Genomic DNA, 17177 nt, shown 5'->3' on the forward strand with positions numbered 1-17177 from the left:
ACATTTTAAAACTTAAAAATAATGAGCAAATCCAAAACTTCCTTTCATCCAGTCCTGACCATCTTGCTGTTGGTATTCCCAACCCACTCTTAAAGAGTTTCGTGAGGACAATGAATATTGTAAGTAACTATTGATTCGTAAGTTCCATTGATGAGAATCTTCCCAATAGGGCAATTCAAGCTGAACAACACTATTCAACTGATCTGTCCAAAGATTTTGGCAACCTAGCGTAGGCCCTAAACCGATACGCCAACCCTTGTCCAGTGATTTGCCTGCCTGTAAATGAGTCTGCAATTCTGCATAACATAAATTTTTACGATCATCATCTGCTACGGTATAGCCTGATTGTGCCTTTACCGCAAACACCCCGTGTTGTTCATCTTCGCTGAATTTTCCATGATGAATGGCTTCTTGTTGCCATCCCATATTAAATCCCCACGTGATTGGTGTTTTAAATGGCGTAATCGGGTTATATGAATTAACCGTTAATACATCCAAATGTTCTAATTTGAGTTGATCATCACGCCACTGTGCAGCGCCATCTAAAAATAAAAGCTGCGTACCTGTACGAAAACCACCTTGTGGATCTTTTAATTCATGGTAAGCCTGACGATGCCCTAATTGCACAAATTTCTCGCCCTGCACTTCTCCGATATCGATCGACCAATTTCGAGAATCATGCCCATGTACAGGATTTATTTTTGGTTTTTGCGGTTCTTGACGTTGTTTGGCGATTTGGATTTGACTACGTAAACCCAGTAATTGTCTAAAACGTGGTTGTACAAACGTCTCATCAACTTGGCGAGAAACAAATTGTAGGTATAAATCGTCATAAGCCATTTCAAGTATTTTGGCACGATCCGCTTCCTGCTCATTGGCTAAACGCATTTGCATTTGCTGAGGTTCTAAAGAAGCGATCTCATGTGCTTTCTTCGCTAAACGATGTCCATGTTGCTTGGCTTGCGCATTCAATTGTGTTTCTAGTGCAGGACGATACACTGTTTCCTTGATTAAACCTTGTTGGTCAACTGCTTTAATGGTTTCAACAGGAATTGCAGCATAGCTGAATTTATGACGCAAATTAGCGGTTGGACGAACTAAATCAATAAGTCCCAACAAACGATAGGCGCAATTGTCACTCACGAAATAATATGGGAAGCTCACTTTTTGCATTTCCCACATATGTTTGACCAAAAAGGCTGTTTCTTCTGGACTTAAATTCAGTTCATATTCCCACAGATCGCGACTTTCAAAATCACCATATTCTTTTACTTTTCGGTAATATGGCATCAGTGAATATTCCCCTGGATAATCACCAATTAAACCTTTCCATGCATAAGACCAATTGTCTTGTCCATTCACCGTCGCTGCATAATTCACAGCATAAGAGACTAAATTTAATTGCTTTTGGTCTTTAGGGTCTAAACGTAATAAAGTATGACCAAACATAGAGCTTGGATTGCCCATAAAATCTGTGGCGTAAATTAAAGTCGCTTTATAAGGATTAATTTGTCCATACCACTGCTCAAACTCAGGACATGCAACTTGCGGAAGTTGTTGAGCGTTAATATTTAATTGTTGTATGAGCCACTGGCTACGAGCTGGGAATTTACAACGAAAAGATTGATTCGGTTCAGCAGACTGAAATAAAGCCGTTATATCTGCAATCATTTCATTTTTAATATTATTTTGACCATCTGGAGCTAGAAAATAGCCTGAATAACTGACTTCACTTTTTGGAGAATCTTCTGCATAAAGCAAGCGTTTCCATGTGATGTTCTGTTCTAATTTTTTTTGTTCTGCCAAATTGACATAGTCTTGAATGGCTAATGATTCAGCCGAGGCGCTGAAAGATACAAATGTACTGAGTAAACTTAAACTATAAACTAAATATTTCATTCACAATTTCAATATTAAAAAATTAAGTAAACTTATGATTTTTATCATATATACAAAATAAAAACCCTGTCAAAGACAGGGCTAGTAAACCATTAAACGTATGCTTTTAATACCGCATCTTTTGCCATCACATCTTGAAGTGATGCTAAAACTTGTAGAGAATTTTGATTATCTACTGAATAGATATGTGAGAAATTTGACTTGGTCACAGCAAAGAAATGTGCTTTATCGGCTTCTTTAACATTCAGCAAAGAAGCAAGAACATTCAAGCTTTCCCCTTGACCTACAGCCATATCACGCGCAAGTGATTCTGAATTTTCATTGGTGAATGTAACCACTTGAGCAGTGACTTTACCATTCCCATTACAACCCAATGTACCAAAAGTAATACCGATTAATTGGTTTGTTAAAAGACCATTGGTTGTTGCAGCTAAAATTTTTGGAATTTTACCTGATTGACCTGCCCAAATTTGCGAACCGACACCACACCCTACATCGGGATCAGCCATTGCAACACTAGAACCAGCAGCTAATACAGCAGCTAAAGCGATTTTTTTTAACATATAATTCTCCAGAAATTATCCATATATGACATATGTAAATTGTTATATTCCGTTTTGTGTAGATTAAATTACACCCATACAGATTTATCACATAAATATAGATAAGCAAATCAAAATATGACAATTAAGTGACTATTTTTTGTTCTCTATAAGTAACCAATTTCCATTGCTATTTCTTTTTCCAAGAATTTTTAAAACAAGAACTAAACTTAATAATAGTAATAAATACCAAGAACCTAATTTCCCCCAACCAACCATATGCCATGCATCGACTTGGCTCGGATAAAGCCAAATTTTATAAAATGTACTGATATTTTCTGCAATCCAGATAATAAATGCCAAAATAAATAAAATTGGAAGCATCGGCAGTTGAAAATGGTGATGGTATAATTCAAAACGAATTTTTGTTTTCCAAAATATAATCACACTCCAAATAAAAAGCATATTACGAAAATCTGGAATAAAAAATTTGCTCATAAAATTAATATAAGACAATACCGCCAAACTGAGCATATTGGCAAAACGAGGCAAATTTATAAATGAAACCTGATATAAACGTAATGATCGTGCAAAAAAACTCCCGACCGCTGAGTACATAAACCCTGCAAATAGAGGTACAGTCATTATTTTAAATACAGCAGGTTGTGGATATTGCCAAGAAGCGATTTGCGGGTGAGTTAGAAATAATTCCATACCCATTGCCATGATATGAAATAAAGCAATCACCTTGGCTTCAGCCCAAGATTCTAATTTTAAATATAACAAACAAGCTTGAATAATTAAGGCGTAAAACAATAAATAGTCATAGCGAAACAAACCATAAAACTCATGGCTTCCCATACTCGCTGTTGCTACAAAAGCAATCAGCAATAAAATACCAAATAAGGCAGCTGAGGCTGCCTTATACAAAAACTCAAATAATGATTTTAAATAGATCATGGCGAAATTAAAGCTTAGCCTAAATACTTGGCACTATATTCATGAACCGTATCAATAAAAGCTTTAGGATTTTTTGGATCGATCCATTGGGTAATACCATGACCTAAATTTGCCACATAACCTGTTTTTTCACCATTGGCATAAGCATCATCCAGCATGGCTTTGGTGGCATTTTCAATCGTCATTGCAGAACCATAAAGCGTTGCAGGATCTAAATTTCCTTGTAATGCTGCACGGCCATTTACAGTTTGGCGAGCAACATTTAATGGTGTCGTCCAATCTAAACCAAATGCATCTGCACCTGTTGCAATCATAGGCTCAAGCCATTGACCACCGCCTTTAGTGAATAAAATAACAGGAACTTTTCGTCCTTCACTTTCACGTTTTAGACCTGCTACAATTTTTTGCATGTATTTTAAAGAAAATTCTAAATATTCACGGTGAGCCAATGCCCCACCCCAACTATCAAAAATTTGTACAGCTTGCGCACCTGCATCAATTTGCGCATTTAAATAATCAATAACAGCATCCGCAAGTCGATCCAATAATGCATGTAAAACTTCGGGTTGCGCATACATCATCTGTTTAGTAAAACGAAAATCCTTACTCGAACCACCTTCAACCATATAAGTTGCCAATGTCCAAGGACTGCCTGAGAAACCAATCAATGGAACTTGTCCACCCAATGCAGAACGAATGGTCGTCACTGCATTCATGACATAAGATAAATCTGATTTCGCATCAAACTTTGGAAGATTGGCAACATCCTGTTCTGTTCGAACAGTTTTATGAAATTTTGGACCTTCACCTACTTCAAAATATAGACCTAAGCCCAAAGCATCTGGAACAGTGAGAATGTCTGAGAAAAGAATCGCAGCATCTAATTCATAACGACGCAAAGGCTGTAAAGTCACTTCACAAGCAAATTCTGTATTTTTACAAAGAGAAAGAAAATCACCTGCTTTAGCACGCGTTTCACGGTATTCTGGTAAATAACGTCCTGCTTGACGCATCATCCATACGGGTGTGGTATCTACAGGTTCACGTAATAAGGCACGTAGAAAACGATCATTTTTTAAGGTCGTCATTTACTTTCCCATTCCAAAAATTAAAGTCGCTCCATCATAGCAAAAAGGCTTCAAATTTAATAATTTCTAAGCAAAAATTTCAGTCTACAAATTGAATCAGCACAATATTTATAAATTTTTAAAATACGAAAATAAAACAAAAATGCTTTTTACAATATTTCTCCATAGAAAAAAATGATTGAAACAAAACAAGTACTGCATCTATATGTAATTTCTGTAATACTTGCCAAGATATTTTAGTAATCAATATGAATAATTCTTAAGGTTGAATTACATGTTCGTTCGCTCAATTCTTGCTTTGAGTTTAAGCTGTATACTTACTGGTACAGCATTTGCAGCTTCTACAACTGAGCAACCTCTAAATCCTACAAAAGTTGCAACCACTCCAGTCGAAGATCCAATTGACCCTTTAGCAATTGATTCATCAGCAGTATCTTCTGCTGAAGCTCAGATCTCGCAGCAAGAGCAACAAGAGTTAGACCAAGCCGCTAATACACTGCAAAATTTAGAAAAAACAGAATCTAAAACTGCAGATATTGCTTCTGCTCCAACTGCACCTTCAACACCTACTGTACCAACAACTCCGCCATCAAACCCAAATGCACCCAAAGCATCTTGGACACTCGATGGTCTGAACAATGCACAGTGGTATGAAAATATTGGCAAAGGTCAATTCCCTGTCTATGCTCGTGCACATGTGATGTTGAATAATGCACATGCTTCACCAGGTGCAATTGATGGCACCAGTGGTATGAACACCTTAAAAGCGGTTGCATCATTCCAGCAAATCAATGGTTTAAAACCAACAGGTGAATTAACTCAAGAAACTTGGGATACATTGGTTGCTAAACAAGGCAATAAACCTGCCTTCGTTGAATACACTGTGACGGCTGAAGATATTAAAGGCCCTTATGCAAAATCAATTCCACATGATTATGCATTACAAGCAAAAATGCCAGGTCTTTACTACACTCGTGTCACTGAAATGTTGGGTGAAAAATTCCACATGGATGAAGATTTCCTCAAGAAATTAAATCCTAAAGCAACATTTAATAAAGTTGGTGAAAAAATCGTTGTAACTAATATTCGCAATGAACTTCCTGAAAATATTCACCTCATTGTTGCGCATAAAGGTGCGAAACAACTTTATTTGTTTAATGCTCAAAACCAAATGGTTGGTTCGTTTCCAGCAACCATTGGTAGCTCAGATACACCTTCACCACAAGGAACATATAAAGTTACTGGTGTAGCGAAAAATCCTTGGTACAGCTACTCACCAAGTAACTTTGTTCAGGGCAAAAACTTAAAACCATTATCATTACCACCGGGTCCAAATGCACCAGTTGGAAATATTTGGATTGGTTTAAGCAAAAAATCATTTGGTATTCACGGTACACCGAATCCATCAGCAATCTCTAAAACGGCTTCACATGGTTGTATCCGTTTAACCAACTGGGATGCAAATGACCTCGGTAAAAAAGTGAAATCGGGTGTTACTGTTAAATTCTTAGAATGATCATTCGGAATTAAGCATTCACCAATATCAAAAACCAGTGTCAATGCACTGGTTTTTTTATTTAAGATACACTATTTATAAAAATACGCAGTTCTATTCTTAGGCATATGACAATGCTCAATACACAACAAATTTCTAAAATAAAGAACATGTTCTCCAGTGCAGATGGTTTACTCATCACGGCGGGTGCGGGCATGGGTATTGATTCTGGATTACCTGATTTTCGTGGTAATCAAGGCATGTGGCAAGCTTATCCTGAATTAGGAAAACAACGTATTGAATTTACTTCAATTGCGAATCCTGCTGCATTTTTGAAGACACCTAGGCTTGCTTGGGGATTTTATGGACATCGTCTCCAACTTTATCGCGAAACCACACCACATCAAGGCTTTCATTTACTCAAAAAATTAAGTGAAGTATTACAACTCCCCTATTTCATTTTTACCTCAAATGTCGACGGTCAATTCCAAAAAGCTGGCTTTAATGAAGATCTGATTTATGAATGCCATGGTTCTATTCACCATTTACAATGTTTGGATGGTTGTGAAAATAAAATCTGGGACGCGGATCAAATTCAACCCCGAATTGATAACACTCGTTGCGAATGGCTGGGCGAATTGCCACAATGCCCACATTGCTTAGAATTAGCAAGACCCAATATTTTGATGTTCGATGACTATGATTGGCTGAATAATAGAACGAATCAACAAAGACAAAACTTAGAACATTGGTTAAAGCAATATCGCCAACCGATTGTCATTGAAATAGGTGCAGGAATAGCGATTCCTACTGTTCGTAATTTTGGTGAAAGATTTGTACCATCCTTCATTCGCATCAATCCTAGAGAATATGATTTAGCGACAAATCAAGGAATCTCGATTCCAAACAATGCCTTGCCTTCTATTCAAGCGATTTTAGATGTACTAAAAACCGAAGAATAGATTTATTTACAAATCGAAAAGTTAGGGAAATTTACAACGGTTACATAATTTCTAAATCATCGTTCCAAATATACAACAATACGTTGCTTGTTTAATGTTTTAAGCATTACAGTGAAGGATTAATATAATCTCAAGTTAAAAACAAAAATTTGGAGATTTGAAATGAATACATTTTTACATCGCAGTGAAGACCGTGGACATGTACAAGCAGGATGGCTAGATACCAAACATAGCTTCTCATTTGGTAGTTGGTATGATCCTAAATATATGGGTGTCGGTTCATTACGTGTCATCAACGATGATACGATTGCTGCACATAACGGCTTTGGTACTCACCCACATGACAATATGGAAATCTTAACATGTGTACTTGATGGGACAATTTCACATAAAGACAGTATGGGTAACGAAGGTCACATCAAAGCTGGTGAATGGCAATTGATGAGTGCTGGTACCGGTGTACGGCATAGTGAAGAAAACAAAGGAGATAAACCCGTTCACATTCTCCAAATTTGGGTGATTCCAAATGTGAAAGATGCTGAACCAAACTATCAACAAATCGAACGTGACCCAAAGAAAACACCAAACGAGTGGCAATTGATTGCTGGCCCAAACGAAAATGCGCCGATGCATATTCGTCAAAATGCAGAAATTAAAGCGGCTTATTTAGAAAAAGGTCACACACTTGAAGTTAAAGCGACTCAAATGTTTAACTATGTTCATGTAATTGAAGGTGAAATTGATATTGCAGGTCAAATTGTCAAAGCAGGTGATGCTTATCTGTTTGATGAAGATGCAACCCTTTCAGCGAATGAAAATAGTCAATTCATCTGGTTTGATTTAACCAATTAATTTGTCTAACCCACCATAAAACCTCTGTATATCAAATACAGAGGTTTCTTATTTGGGGTAGAAAATAGGTTCTAAAATAATAATATTTCTTATTAATTCATTAAAAATCATTTTTATCAATTTGATAGAATTTTTCTTTAACGCATCCGTTTTAAGTTATAAGTGACGACACCCCAGATTTCAACCTCTTGACCTTCCTCAATATAAATATTCTGATACTCAGGGTTTTCAGCTTTTAACCAAATTTTAGGAGGATCAAATTGTTTATCAATCATCAAACGCTTTACCGTAAAATCATTATCTATACGGGCAATCACAATATCCCCTGATTTAGCCGTAATACTACGATCCACAATCAATGGATCGTCAATGTCAATTCCAACATCAAGCATAGATAAAGAATTTGCTTTAACAATAAATGTTGAACTTTCATTACGAATCAAAAATTCATTCATATCTAAAGATTGATCAATCGTATCTTGCACAGAAAAAGGTACACCTGCGGCTACTCGTTCTGTTGCCATGGGAATTTGATAAATTTTATCCAAGTTTGGTTGAACGGTTTGAATTTTAATACTTGAAGTTAAATCACTCAAATGACCATTGTTGAAATTTTTCAGTAACCAACTTTTGATAAAATCAACTTGCGACTCAGGTACACGGATAACTTTTGTTGGTTCATTAAATTGTGCTTTACGGCCTGCATTTATTCTTGCTCCCCCATGTTCAAACTCTACTTTTTTTGTCATGATGCATCCTATATGCTGTATCAAAGCCATTAAAATCAATATATCTCGAAAAAGTTACAAATTCAAGTTGACGCCGTGATTATTTTGAATAACAATAACCTTATCGATCAGTTTTTGACATATCTATTTGATCAAGGATGACAAAGATAATCAACATACTTTTCATAAATCAATAAGTTAGAATAGAAATAATATTCAGCGTTTCACTAATGCATTGATCTAATTGAATAAGTTTACTGGTCTGATTTAGCTTACTTAATTGATAAATTTTCTATGCGGAGACATAAAAATGGCTACTCAACGTGATGCAATTCTTGGTTATGCAGATGAACAACATGCTTACTATATTCGCCTCATTGAAGACAATACAGTGCTCGGCAGCCAATATGGTCTATTCTGTGAGAATACCAATAGTGATACAGCCGAAAGTATTATGACGACACTATTTTTAAAGAAATCTTTTTGGCTCAATGGTTCGGCATTCAACGATATTGTGAAAGGTTTAGAGCCTTTAACACTTTGAAGATTGAATGAAAAACAATGTGAAATCTGCCTAAATAAACTTACCTGAATATTGTGCTCGGAAATATGAATAAGCATTCATACTCAGACCATAAAAAACACACTATTCAGGGTCATATGAAACACTGTGACAGATGAATCTTTATGTATATATTTTTATATTTAATAAATGAACTGGATTAAGCAAACTGAACATCTGAATCATCTATTATTCAGCTTAATCTTATAATGATTAAATAAAAAATAAAGCGCTTAAAGCTAATAACAAGAGGAACAATATTGATGAAATTGCTTTCCAAAACAATACAGGTTCTTTATCTGCCAATGGTTTCCGCTCCCGTTTTATAAACTTTGGATTTGGATGCTTCAAATCATAAATAAATTCTGAAATATCATCATAACGTTGTTCAGGATTGATCTTAACGGCTTTTTCTAAGGCTTGATCAATCCATTCAGGTATATCGTTACGATAATAAGATAGAGAACGGTACTGTAATTTTCTAAAGTCCTTTTTAGATTTGCACTTCGCAATATTAGTTTGATAAGGCAAATCTGCTGTAAGTAAGTAATAAGTTAATACACCAAGTGCGTATTGATCTGAATAAGCTGAAACAGGTTCAAGTAAAAAATATTCAGGTGCCATATAAGCGATCGTACCCAATGCAATTTCGCTGATCTCTCTTTGCATTTCACGAATTCCCGCTACACGGCATGCCCCAAAATCAATAATTTTAACTGTACCAAAACGATCCAACATAATATTTTCTGGTCGTATATCTTGATGTACCATTTCTAAACGATGTATCGCCTGTAATCCTTGAGCAATTTGCTCAACGATTTGACGAGCTTGATTCAATGAAATCGACTGTTCTTGATCAAGAAACCATTGTTTAAGCGTGATTCCTTCAATATATTCCATCGTATGATAAATATAATGTCTCGGTCTAAGTTGAGAATAAGCCGCCAAGACATGAGGATGATGAATCCGTTTTGCGATCCACTCTTCCAATAAGAATTGTTCTGTTAAATATTGACTTTGTTGTACATCTGAAGCAGGTATTTTAATAACAACACATCGTTGCTGATCAATTTCATGCGCTAAATATAAAATACTACGGTGACTGACGTGAAGCTCACGAATAATTTGATAACCATCAAATTGTGTCGGAACATTCAATCTTGGTGTGAATGCAAGTTCTGCATAATCGGGCAAAGTTTCATGTGTTTTTATCTGAGGTAGTTTTTGTACTTTTACAATTTGAATGGTTAAGTTATCGGTACTCCCCTGTTGATACGCATACTCCACAATCTGTTGTGCGATTTGCTCTAAATGGGTATGTGTTTGAGTTAATAATTGAATCAGTTGTTCTGATTGACAATACTCATAAACACCATCTGTCATGAGAATAAAAATATCATTCTCATATAAAACATAACTTTGATAATCAATATCAACTTTTGCATTGACACCTAAAGCTCGACTCAAATAACTTTCTTGCGATGATAACCAAACTCGATGGTCTGTGCTGAGTTGCTCCAATTGACCAGACTGTAAACGATAAATTCGACTATCACCAATATGAAAAAGATGCGCAATATGTCCTTTCAGAATAATTGCACTTAAAGTGCAAACATAACCACGATCCTTATCAAAACGATATTGGCTTTGCTGGGTTTGTGCATATAACCAACTATTAATAGCGGTTAAAACACGTTGAACTGATGTTTTCACAGTCCACGATTCAGGTGTTGAAAAGTAATCTGATAATAAGCCTGTTACAGCCATTTGACTGGCAATATGGCTGACATTACTACTGCTAATCCCATCCGATAATGCACACGCAATGCCTTTATGATACAACATATAATTTTGCGGTAAAGTTGTGGCATAAAAATCTTGATTGATCTCTTTACGGCCTTGATGAGAGTATTGTCCAAGTTCAATTTGTAATTGTTGACTCATATTATTATCTCAATATTCAGGAGAATCATTCCCTGATGCTCCTATAAAATTGAACGTATTAAAAAGTACGCTTTGGTGCTGTTTTTACATGCGTTGTATATAAAGCTAAACCAGTCAATGCTAAACCACCAACTAGATTACCCAATGCAACAGGAATCTCATTCCATAACAAATAATCCATAACGGAAAAGTTGCCACCCATCATCATTGCAAAAGGGAATAAAAACATATTCACAACTGAATGCTCAAAACCCATTGCAAAAAACAACATCACAGGCATCCACATCGCAATGAATTTACCACTCACAGAAGTAGAAATCATGGCGCCAATTACACCTAGAGAAACCATCCAATTACATAACATGCCACGAATGAAAATTGTTAACCAACCGCCCAATCCATACTCTTTATAACCAAGTGTTCTACTTTCACCGATATGCGCAATTTTATTGCCTATTTCATTTGGCTCAGTTGAAAACCCGTAGGTATATACAATTGCCATAAGTGCTGCAACCGTCAATGCACCTGCAAAATTACCTAAAAATACCAATCCCCAATGTTTTAAAATTCTCGGGATCGTAACGCCTACACGCTTATCGATCCATGCCAATGGGGTTAGAACAAACACACCTGTTAATAAGTCATATCCCAATAAATACAACATACAAAAACCGACTGGAAATAATAATGCACCAATTAAAGGCACACCTGTTTGAATTCCTATTGTTATTGCAAATACTGCTGAAATAGCTAGGATCGCCCCTGCCATGTAAGCACGAATAATGACATCTCTAGTTGCCATATGTAATTTTGATTCACCTGCATCAACAACTTTGACTGCAAATTCCGATGGTGCAAGATATGACATACGTTTTGCTCCTCTATAAATAGGCAACTCTTTTAAATTAGTTATAAAAAAGCCTAAAGCATGCAGATATGCTTTAGGCTCCTTTGCCTATCAAACATCAGTGATAAATTAGAATTAAAAAATAGGCTTCGTTGCCTACTGAGTTATTAAAAGCAAATGGTATGCCAATTTTTCAGGTTCTATTGATGTTGATGAAGTTTATTTTAGCTGTAAAACAACGAAGTTTTCATACAAATAAAGTGCAAATATGATACTTGATAGCATCTTGTATTAGGCTGTCTTAAACATAGTTTCTAAAGGACCATGTGATATCAATTCATTAAATTTATTTCGGAGTTTCTACACAGAAAAATTAGAAGAGCTCAATGACCTTTAAAAAAAATACGATCCCTATAATTTAACACAATAAAAAATACAACTTCATAAGTTGCATTAATTAAGCAAATCTAATAAACAACAATGCTTTGAAATTATATTCAGTAAAATAAGTATAAATTTTCTAATCCAAAGCACAAAATATATCCAATTCCAATCTTCAGCCCCAATGTCCTTTTAAGAATAGTCATCGTCCTTTTATGCAATGCATTGCATTCAATAATATTCAATCATGTGATGACTAAGTTAGATTTCACAAGGTGTAACATGAATGCTGTTGCTCAAATAACAACTGATTCACCAAAATTTAAAGACAAAAAAAGAAAATTATGGCTACTCGGACTCGTGGTTCCCAATATTGCTAATGTAGCAATGCTCGGCTATCAGTTTGGCCCTAAAAAAACCAAAAAGCTTTTTGCAGCGGCTGGCCCGATTGTTCTGCATGGCATTATTCCTGTCATCGACCGTTTTTTAGGTGAAGACCCTGAAAACCCGCCTGAGGATGCTATTGCTGAATTAGAGGCAGATCCCTTCTATGAAAAAGTCGTCAATCTTTATATACCACTACAATATATTGCAAATATTTATGGAAATTATCTTGCGAGTAAAAGTTCAACACCATTGTCAGATCGAGTTCTCATTGGGTTAACACTAGGTGTGGTCAATGGTGTTGCCATTAACACAGCCCATGAACTGAGCCACAAAGCAGGTAAACGACAACATTATCTTTCTCACTTATGTTTAGCACCGACAGGATACAATCATTTCCGTATTGAACATCCTTATGGGCATCATTTACGTGTAGCGACACCAGAAGACCCTGCTTCTTCACAGTTTGGCGAGTCATTTTGGAAATTTTGGCCACGAACTGTTCGTGGTAGTTTTAAATCAGCGATTGAAATTGAAAAACGACGTTTAGAAAGAAAAGGTCTATCCTTTTGGTCTATACATAATGAGCTGCTACAAGGCTGGGCAATGTCAGCAACGTATCATGCGATCATGCTGAAAATGTTCGGGAAAAATATTATCCCAACGCAAATTGCTCAATCTGCTTACGGTATTACTTTATTCGAAGCTGTGAATTATATGGAGCATTATGGTTTAAAACGTCAGAAGTTAGAAAGTGGACGTTATGAAAGAACCATGCCTGTTCACAGTTGGAACAACAACAGTCTATTTAGCAATATCCTGTTGTATCAGCTACAACGTCACTCGGATCATCATGCCTATCCGACCAGAAGTTACCAAGCACTCAGACATTATGAAAATGTTCCGCAATTACCTGTAGGCTATGCGAGTTTATTTTTGCATGTCTTTATTCCGAAATATTGGTTTAGCATTATGGATAAACAAGTTATTGATTATTATCAAGGTGATATCCATAAAATCAATCTCTACGAACCTGCTAAAGAGAAAGTGCTAGAAAAATATAGCGATTACTTCAACTCTGAAAATAATCAAGAAATCAAAGAGGTTTCTGAGTCATGAAAAGATATCAGTGTATTGTTTGCGGGTGGATTTATGATGAATCAGTGGGAATGCCAGAAGAAGGTTTTGCAGCAGGAACTGCATGGCAAGACATTCCCGAACACTGGAGTTGCCCTGATTGTGGTGTTTCAAAAGCTGATTTTGAAATGATTGAGATTTAGTTGAAAATCGATTTTGAGAATAGAAGCATTTAGTCGTTATACCCAAAAATCGAAAGATATTATCTTTTGCTTTGTCTATTGATTTGTCTCGTTATTGAAGCGCTGTTGGTTGGTGAATAATCAAATATTGATGCTAAATCACAGTTGCTTCAATCTGTTTATTGCACGGCAATCTGTCCATCACATCATTGCTTTACACTTTCGATTATTTATAACCTCTAGTCATACACAATTTATACAGTTAATATTTAAATCATCAACGCATTGATGATTCCTCTCTTGGCGAATGAATAGTCATATGAATAATCAAATTCCCATTATCCCTGCAAGATATTATTTCAAGGTTTTAAGTCTTTTAGAGTCTCGGAATATTTCAACTGTAGATATATTGGCTGAGGTCGGTATAGATCTAAAGAAATATTTAAGCTCACCAGATATGAAAATTTCTCAAGAGCAAGTTGAGAAATTCATATCTTTTTGCCTTAAATTTCCTTTTAATTATGATCTAGCTTTTGAATTAGGTCGCTCGCTAAAAGTCAGCTCACATAGCTTGATTGGTTATGCAATTTTGACCTGTGACAACTTAGAACAAGCGGTAATCTATATTTCTAAATATTTTTCTTTGATTCTACCGAGTTTTAAAATTTCGTATTTTTATCATGAAGATCAGTCGATGGAACTGATTTGTGAGCCTGTTATCCCCATAGATACGCTATCGCTTAATTTTCATCTTGAAGCAATTGCTGTTGCATTACATTGCGCCATCCATGAACTTGTTGAAGAGCGCTTAATGCCCTACCACATTTTTATGTCTATCAATGAACCTTTACATATACATCGCTATGCACAATTATCTAAAGTTCGTTTTCACTTTAATGCATTAAAAAAACCAAGCATTGTCCTGCAATTAAGCAAACAACTGATTAAACAAAACCTACGCCTAGCCGATGAAGGTACACGTAAAGCGATTGAATTGACGTGTCAGGAACAAATTGATGAGATTAAAAATAATATGGATTTGATTGCATGGCTTAGGCAATTATTTTTAAATTCTTCAGATATTCCGAGTTTGCAGGAATGTGCTACCTTTTTGAATATTTCCAGTAAAACACTACAAAGAAGCTTGAAAGCACAAGACATGTCATATCAACAATTAAAAAATGAAGTGGTGATTGATAAAGCCAAGAAAATGTTAGTTTCTTCCAATAAGAATCTGATCGAAATTGCAGAAGAACTGGGTTATGCCTCTGCCTCTAACTTTTCTCGTTCCTTTAAGTTCTTTGTCGGTGTTGCACCGAGTTTCTATCAAAAACAAAATAAGTATGTTGGATGATTTACGATGATAGAACGTGGTTTATGAACATCAAAGCTTTGTATATTTTGTCTTATTTGCTAAATCTTGTCTTTTGACTATTGTTTATTTTCAAGTCTAAGCAAAGCACTTATCATTCCACTCAATACAAAAATGAGTTAAAAAATTCCTATGAAATAATAATCTTAGGAATTTTTAACCATTTTCTCAGCCTTAATCTACATTTTCCAAGGTCGCTTTATCTGGAATAAATGACATAGCACGTTCTGCCAAAGCAGTAATCGTCAAACTTGGATTTACTCCTAAGTTTGCACCCAACATTGCACCATCGATTACGTACATATTTTTATAATTAAAAACTCTGTTTTGCGCATCTACAACACCAGTTTCTACTGAATCAGACATGGCACACCCCCCCATGCAATGTGCCGTAAAAGGAACATTAAAAAATATTTCTGTTTTAGTGGTCATGGGATAACCATTAAACATTTTTGCAACTTTTTCCGTAAAAGCATTGGCTTGTGGAATATAAACAGGTAAAGGTTTGCCCTCTGAAGATAATGTTTTACCAAAAGGCCACCACCAATTCCTTTTTAATTTCATTTGAATAGATGCATCTACGGTCTGCATAACGAGGAAAATTAAAGTCTGCTTTGCAAAACCAAAAGGACTATTCATTTTTAGGAAAATAATCGGATGGCAGATGAATGCCCATAACCATAAAAATATTCTCGATAATCCGGGTTTTCCATCTGCCATATATGTGGTTAATAAGCCCATCCCATCTGAACCACGTTGGTAACGTGTTGCCTCAATATGCGTATTGTGATCGATATAGATACTTGATCCAATTGCAACACCTTGACTCATATCGATGTTTTTATCAAAAAAGCGAACACCTAATATTGACTCAGCATTGGTTCTCACCTGCTTGCCTAATTGGTCTGAAATGTTCGGTAAGGCCTGACGATCTTTTAAACGCAACAGTAGTTCTTGCGTACCTAAAGAAGACGCTGAAAAAATGACGTTTTTTACTTTCCAAACTCGCTTATTTTTATTTCCCCAAGACATTGAATCAATGGTTGTCACTTCATAACCGTCAGCACCATCTTCTTGATCATTTAAAGGACGAATATCAATGACTTTGGTTTCTGCGAAAACTTTTGCGCCCTGTTTTTCTGCAAAATAGAGATAGTTTTTATCTAACGTATTTTTAGCATTGTGCTTACAGCCCGTCATACAACCACCACATGCTGTGCAAGTTGCACGATCAGGCCCTTGCCCATTAAAATAGGGATCAGGATAAGTTTTTCCACCAACCTCACCTTCAGCTGGAAAAAAAGTAGCGACACGTGTCGGTTTAAAGGTATCACCAACGCCAACTGCCTCGCCCATCCGCTTCAACATATGATCTGCTGGCCCTAAGATCACATTATCAGTCACACCTAACATTCGTTCTGCTTCAGCAAAATGTTGTGGCATTTCTTGTTTTAAATGAGGAATATTTCCCCAAGAGCCTTCTGACCAAATACTATCGGGTGGTATCAATAAGGTATTTGCATAGGTAATCGATCCACCACCAACAGCATTACCACAGATAATGGTGACATGTCTGAAAATACGTAAATTAAAGAAACCAAAGAATTTTAAAGCAGGTCGCCAAATCCAACGTGGCGTATTCCAATTGGTTTTTGGAAAATCTTTAGCTTCCCAACGTTTCCCCATTTCCATAACAGCAACAGAATATCCTTTTTCTGAAAGCCGATGTGCTGAAACGCTTCCTCCAAATCCTGAGCCAATGATGAGATAATCAAAATCATAATTTATTTTATGCATCTATTGAGTTCCTTTTCAGCCATTCATTGAATGAGCGCTAACAACAAAATGAGGAAGTAATTTTCAAATTGAAATGAATGCATAGACTTGCAAACACTTTAATTC

At 36.0% G+C, this 17177-nt stretch carries 15 protein-coding genes; 7 read left to right on the forward strand and 8 right to left on the reverse strand.

The genetic code is table 11. The features are described from left to right. Positions 1-12: 12 nt before the first annotated feature. From CDA10_RS00500 to hemE, 4 genes are all read right to left on the reverse strand, one after another. A complete protein-coding gene (locus CDA10_RS00500) occupies positions 13-1899 on the reverse strand; it encodes an Lnb N-terminal periplasmic domain-containing protein (RefSeq protein WP_089603573.1) in 1887 nt (628 codons plus the stop codon). Between the two features lie 92 nt (positions 1900-1991). After that, the gene (locus CDA10_RS00505; RefSeq protein ID WP_089603574.1) at positions 1992-2462 is read right to left on the reverse strand and encodes a DUF3015 family protein; all 471 of its coding nucleotides are present in this window, start codon (positions 2460-2462) and stop codon (positions 1992-1994) included. Positions 2463-2594: 132 nt separating this feature from the next. Beyond that, entirely contained in the window at positions 2595-3401 is an 807-nt protein-coding gene (locus tag CDA10_RS00510; RefSeq protein ID WP_089603575.1) for a DUF817 domain-containing protein, read from the reverse strand. A gap of 14 nt (positions 3402-3415) precedes the next feature. Continuing rightward, positions 3416-4489, reverse strand: a complete 1074-nt coding sequence (gene hemE / locus CDA10_RS00515; RefSeq protein WP_089603576.1) for a uroporphyrinogen decarboxylase — start codon at positions 4487-4489, stop codon at positions 3416-3418. Between the two features lie 274 nt (positions 4490-4763). Between hemE and CDA10_RS00520 the strand changes: the two genes are divergently transcribed. The 3 genes from CDA10_RS00520 (at position 4764) to CDA10_RS00530 (ending at position 7798) form a co-directional block, all read left to right on the forward strand. After that, positions 4764-6005: a L,D-transpeptidase family protein gene (locus CDA10_RS00520; RefSeq protein ID WP_089603577.1), complete on the forward strand. Its 1242-nt coding sequence runs from the start codon at positions 4764-4766 to the stop codon at positions 6003-6005. Positions 6006-6112: 107 nt separating this feature from the next. Further along, positions 6113-6946 carry an SIR2 family NAD-dependent protein deacylase gene (locus tag CDA10_RS00525; protein ID WP_089603578.1) on the forward strand — a complete coding sequence of 278 codons (834 nt, stop codon included), beginning with the start codon at positions 6113-6115 and terminating at the stop codon, positions 6944-6946. A gap of 162 nt (positions 6947-7108) precedes the next feature. Continuing rightward, a complete protein-coding gene (locus tag CDA10_RS00530; RefSeq protein WP_089603579.1) occupies positions 7109-7798 on the forward strand; it encodes a pirin family protein in 690 nt (229 codons plus the stop codon). A gap of 137 nt (positions 7799-7935) precedes the next feature. Here the strand turns inward: CDA10_RS00530 and CDA10_RS00535 are convergent, their stop codons facing one another. Beyond that, positions 7936-8547, reverse strand: a complete 612-nt coding sequence (locus CDA10_RS00535) for a LexA family protein (protein ID WP_089603580.1) — start codon at positions 8545-8547, stop codon at positions 7936-7938. 289 nt (positions 8548-8836) lie between these two features. Here CDA10_RS00535 and CDA10_RS00540 point away from each other — a divergent pair, with 289 nt between their 5' ends. Continuing rightward, positions 8837-9070 (forward strand): hypothetical protein, encoded by a 234-nt coding sequence (locus CDA10_RS00540; RefSeq protein WP_089603581.1) that lies wholly within the window; start codon positions 8837-8839, stop codon positions 9068-9070. Positions 9071-9301: 231 nt separating this feature from the next. Here the strand turns inward: CDA10_RS00540 and CDA10_RS00545 are convergent, their stop codons facing one another. Next, the gene (locus CDA10_RS00545) at positions 9302-11032 is read right to left on the reverse strand and encodes a bifunctional protein-serine/threonine kinase/phosphatase (protein WP_089603582.1); all 1731 of its coding nucleotides are present in this window, start codon (positions 11030-11032) and stop codon (positions 9302-9304) included. A 58-nt stretch (positions 11033-11090) separates the two neighbouring features. After that, positions 11091-11900 carry a formate/nitrite transporter family protein gene (locus tag CDA10_RS00550; protein ID WP_089603583.1) on the reverse strand — a complete coding sequence of 270 codons (810 nt, stop codon included), beginning with the start codon at positions 11898-11900 and terminating at the stop codon, positions 11091-11093. Between the two features lie 642 nt (positions 11901-12542). On the opposite strand from CDA10_RS00550, the gene CDA10_RS00555 reads away from it, so the two are divergent. The 3 genes from CDA10_RS00555 (at position 12543) to CDA10_RS00565 (ending at position 15257) form a co-directional block, all read left to right on the forward strand. Further along, complete coding sequence (locus tag CDA10_RS00555; RefSeq protein ID WP_089603584.1) at positions 12543-13763, forward strand: alkane 1-monooxygenase; 1221 nt, start codon at positions 12543-12545, stop codon at positions 13761-13763. After that, positions 13760-13924 carry a rubredoxin gene (locus CDA10_RS00560; RefSeq protein WP_089603585.1) on the forward strand — a complete coding sequence of 55 codons (165 nt, stop codon included), beginning with the start codon at positions 13760-13762 and terminating at the stop codon, positions 13922-13924. The genes CDA10_RS00555 and CDA10_RS00560 overlap by 4 nt, the downstream gene beginning before the upstream one ends. 298 nt (positions 13925-14222) lie before the next feature. Then, positions 14223-15257: an AraC family transcriptional regulator gene (locus CDA10_RS00565; protein WP_089603586.1), complete on the forward strand. Its 1035-nt coding sequence runs from the start codon at positions 14223-14225 to the stop codon at positions 15255-15257. 192 nt (positions 15258-15449) lie between these two features. Here the strand turns inward: CDA10_RS00565 and CDA10_RS00570 are convergent, their stop codons facing one another. After that, a complete protein-coding gene (locus tag CDA10_RS00570; protein ID WP_089603587.1) occupies positions 15450-17072 on the reverse strand; it encodes a GMC family oxidoreductase in 1623 nt (540 codons plus the stop codon). Between the last annotated feature and the right edge of the window lie 105 nt (positions 17073-17177).

This window comes from Acinetobacter piscicola (assembly GCF_002233755.1).
In the GTDB taxonomy this organism is placed as follows: Bacteria; Pseudomonadota; Gammaproteobacteria; order Pseudomonadales; family Moraxellaceae; genus Acinetobacter; species Acinetobacter piscicola.

Bases quoted from the DNA above. Each gene is read 5' to 3' on its own strand.
- CDA10_RS00500 (WP_089603573.1), bottom strand. From the start codon at position 1,899: ATGAAATATTTAGTTTATAGTTTAAGTTTACTCAGTACATTTGTATCT.
- CDA10_RS00505 (WP_089603574.1), bottom strand. From the start codon at position 2,462: ATGTTAAAAAAAATCGCTTTAGCTGCTGTATTAGCTGCTGGTTCTAGT.
- CDA10_RS00510 (WP_089603575.1), bottom strand. From the start codon at position 3,401: ATGATCTATTTAAAATCATTATTTGAGTTTTTGTATAAGGCAGCCTCA.
- hemE (WP_089603576.1), bottom strand. From the start codon at position 4,489: ATGACGACCTTAAAAAATGATCGTTTTCTACGTGCCTTATTACGTGAA.
- CDA10_RS00520 (WP_089603577.1), top strand. From the start codon at position 4,764: ATGTTCGTTCGCTCAATTCTTGCTTTGAGTTTAAGCTGTATACTTACT.
- CDA10_RS00525 (WP_089603578.1), top strand. From the start codon at position 6,113: ATGACAATGCTCAATACACAACAAATTTCTAAAATAAAGAACATGTTC.
- CDA10_RS00530 (WP_089603579.1), top strand. From the start codon at position 7,109: ATGAATACATTTTTACATCGCAGTGAAGACCGTGGACATGTACAAGCA.
- CDA10_RS00535 (WP_089603580.1), bottom strand. From the start codon at position 8,547: ATGACAAAAAAAGTAGAGTTTGAACATGGGGGAGCAAGAATAAATGCA.
- CDA10_RS00540 (WP_089603581.1), top strand. From the start codon at position 8,837: ATGGCTACTCAACGTGATGCAATTCTTGGTTATGCAGATGAACAACAT.
- CDA10_RS00545 (WP_089603582.1), bottom strand. From the start codon at position 11,032: ATGAGTCAACAATTACAAATTGAACTTGGACAATACTCTCATCAAGGC.
- CDA10_RS00550 (WP_089603583.1), bottom strand. From the start codon at position 11,900: ATGTCATATCTTGCACCATCGGAATTTGCAGTCAAAGTTGTTGATGCA.
- CDA10_RS00555 (WP_089603584.1), top strand. From the start codon at position 12,543: ATGAATGCTGTTGCTCAAATAACAACTGATTCACCAAAATTTAAAGAC.
- CDA10_RS00560 (WP_089603585.1), top strand. From the start codon at position 13,760: ATGAAAAGATATCAGTGTATTGTTTGCGGGTGGATTTATGATGAATCA.
- CDA10_RS00565 (WP_089603586.1), top strand. From the start codon at position 14,223: ATGAATAATCAAATTCCCATTATCCCTGCAAGATATTATTTCAAGGTT.
- CDA10_RS00570 (WP_089603587.1), bottom strand. From the start codon at position 17,072: ATGCATAAAATAAATTATGATTTTGATTATCTCATCATTGGCTCAGGA.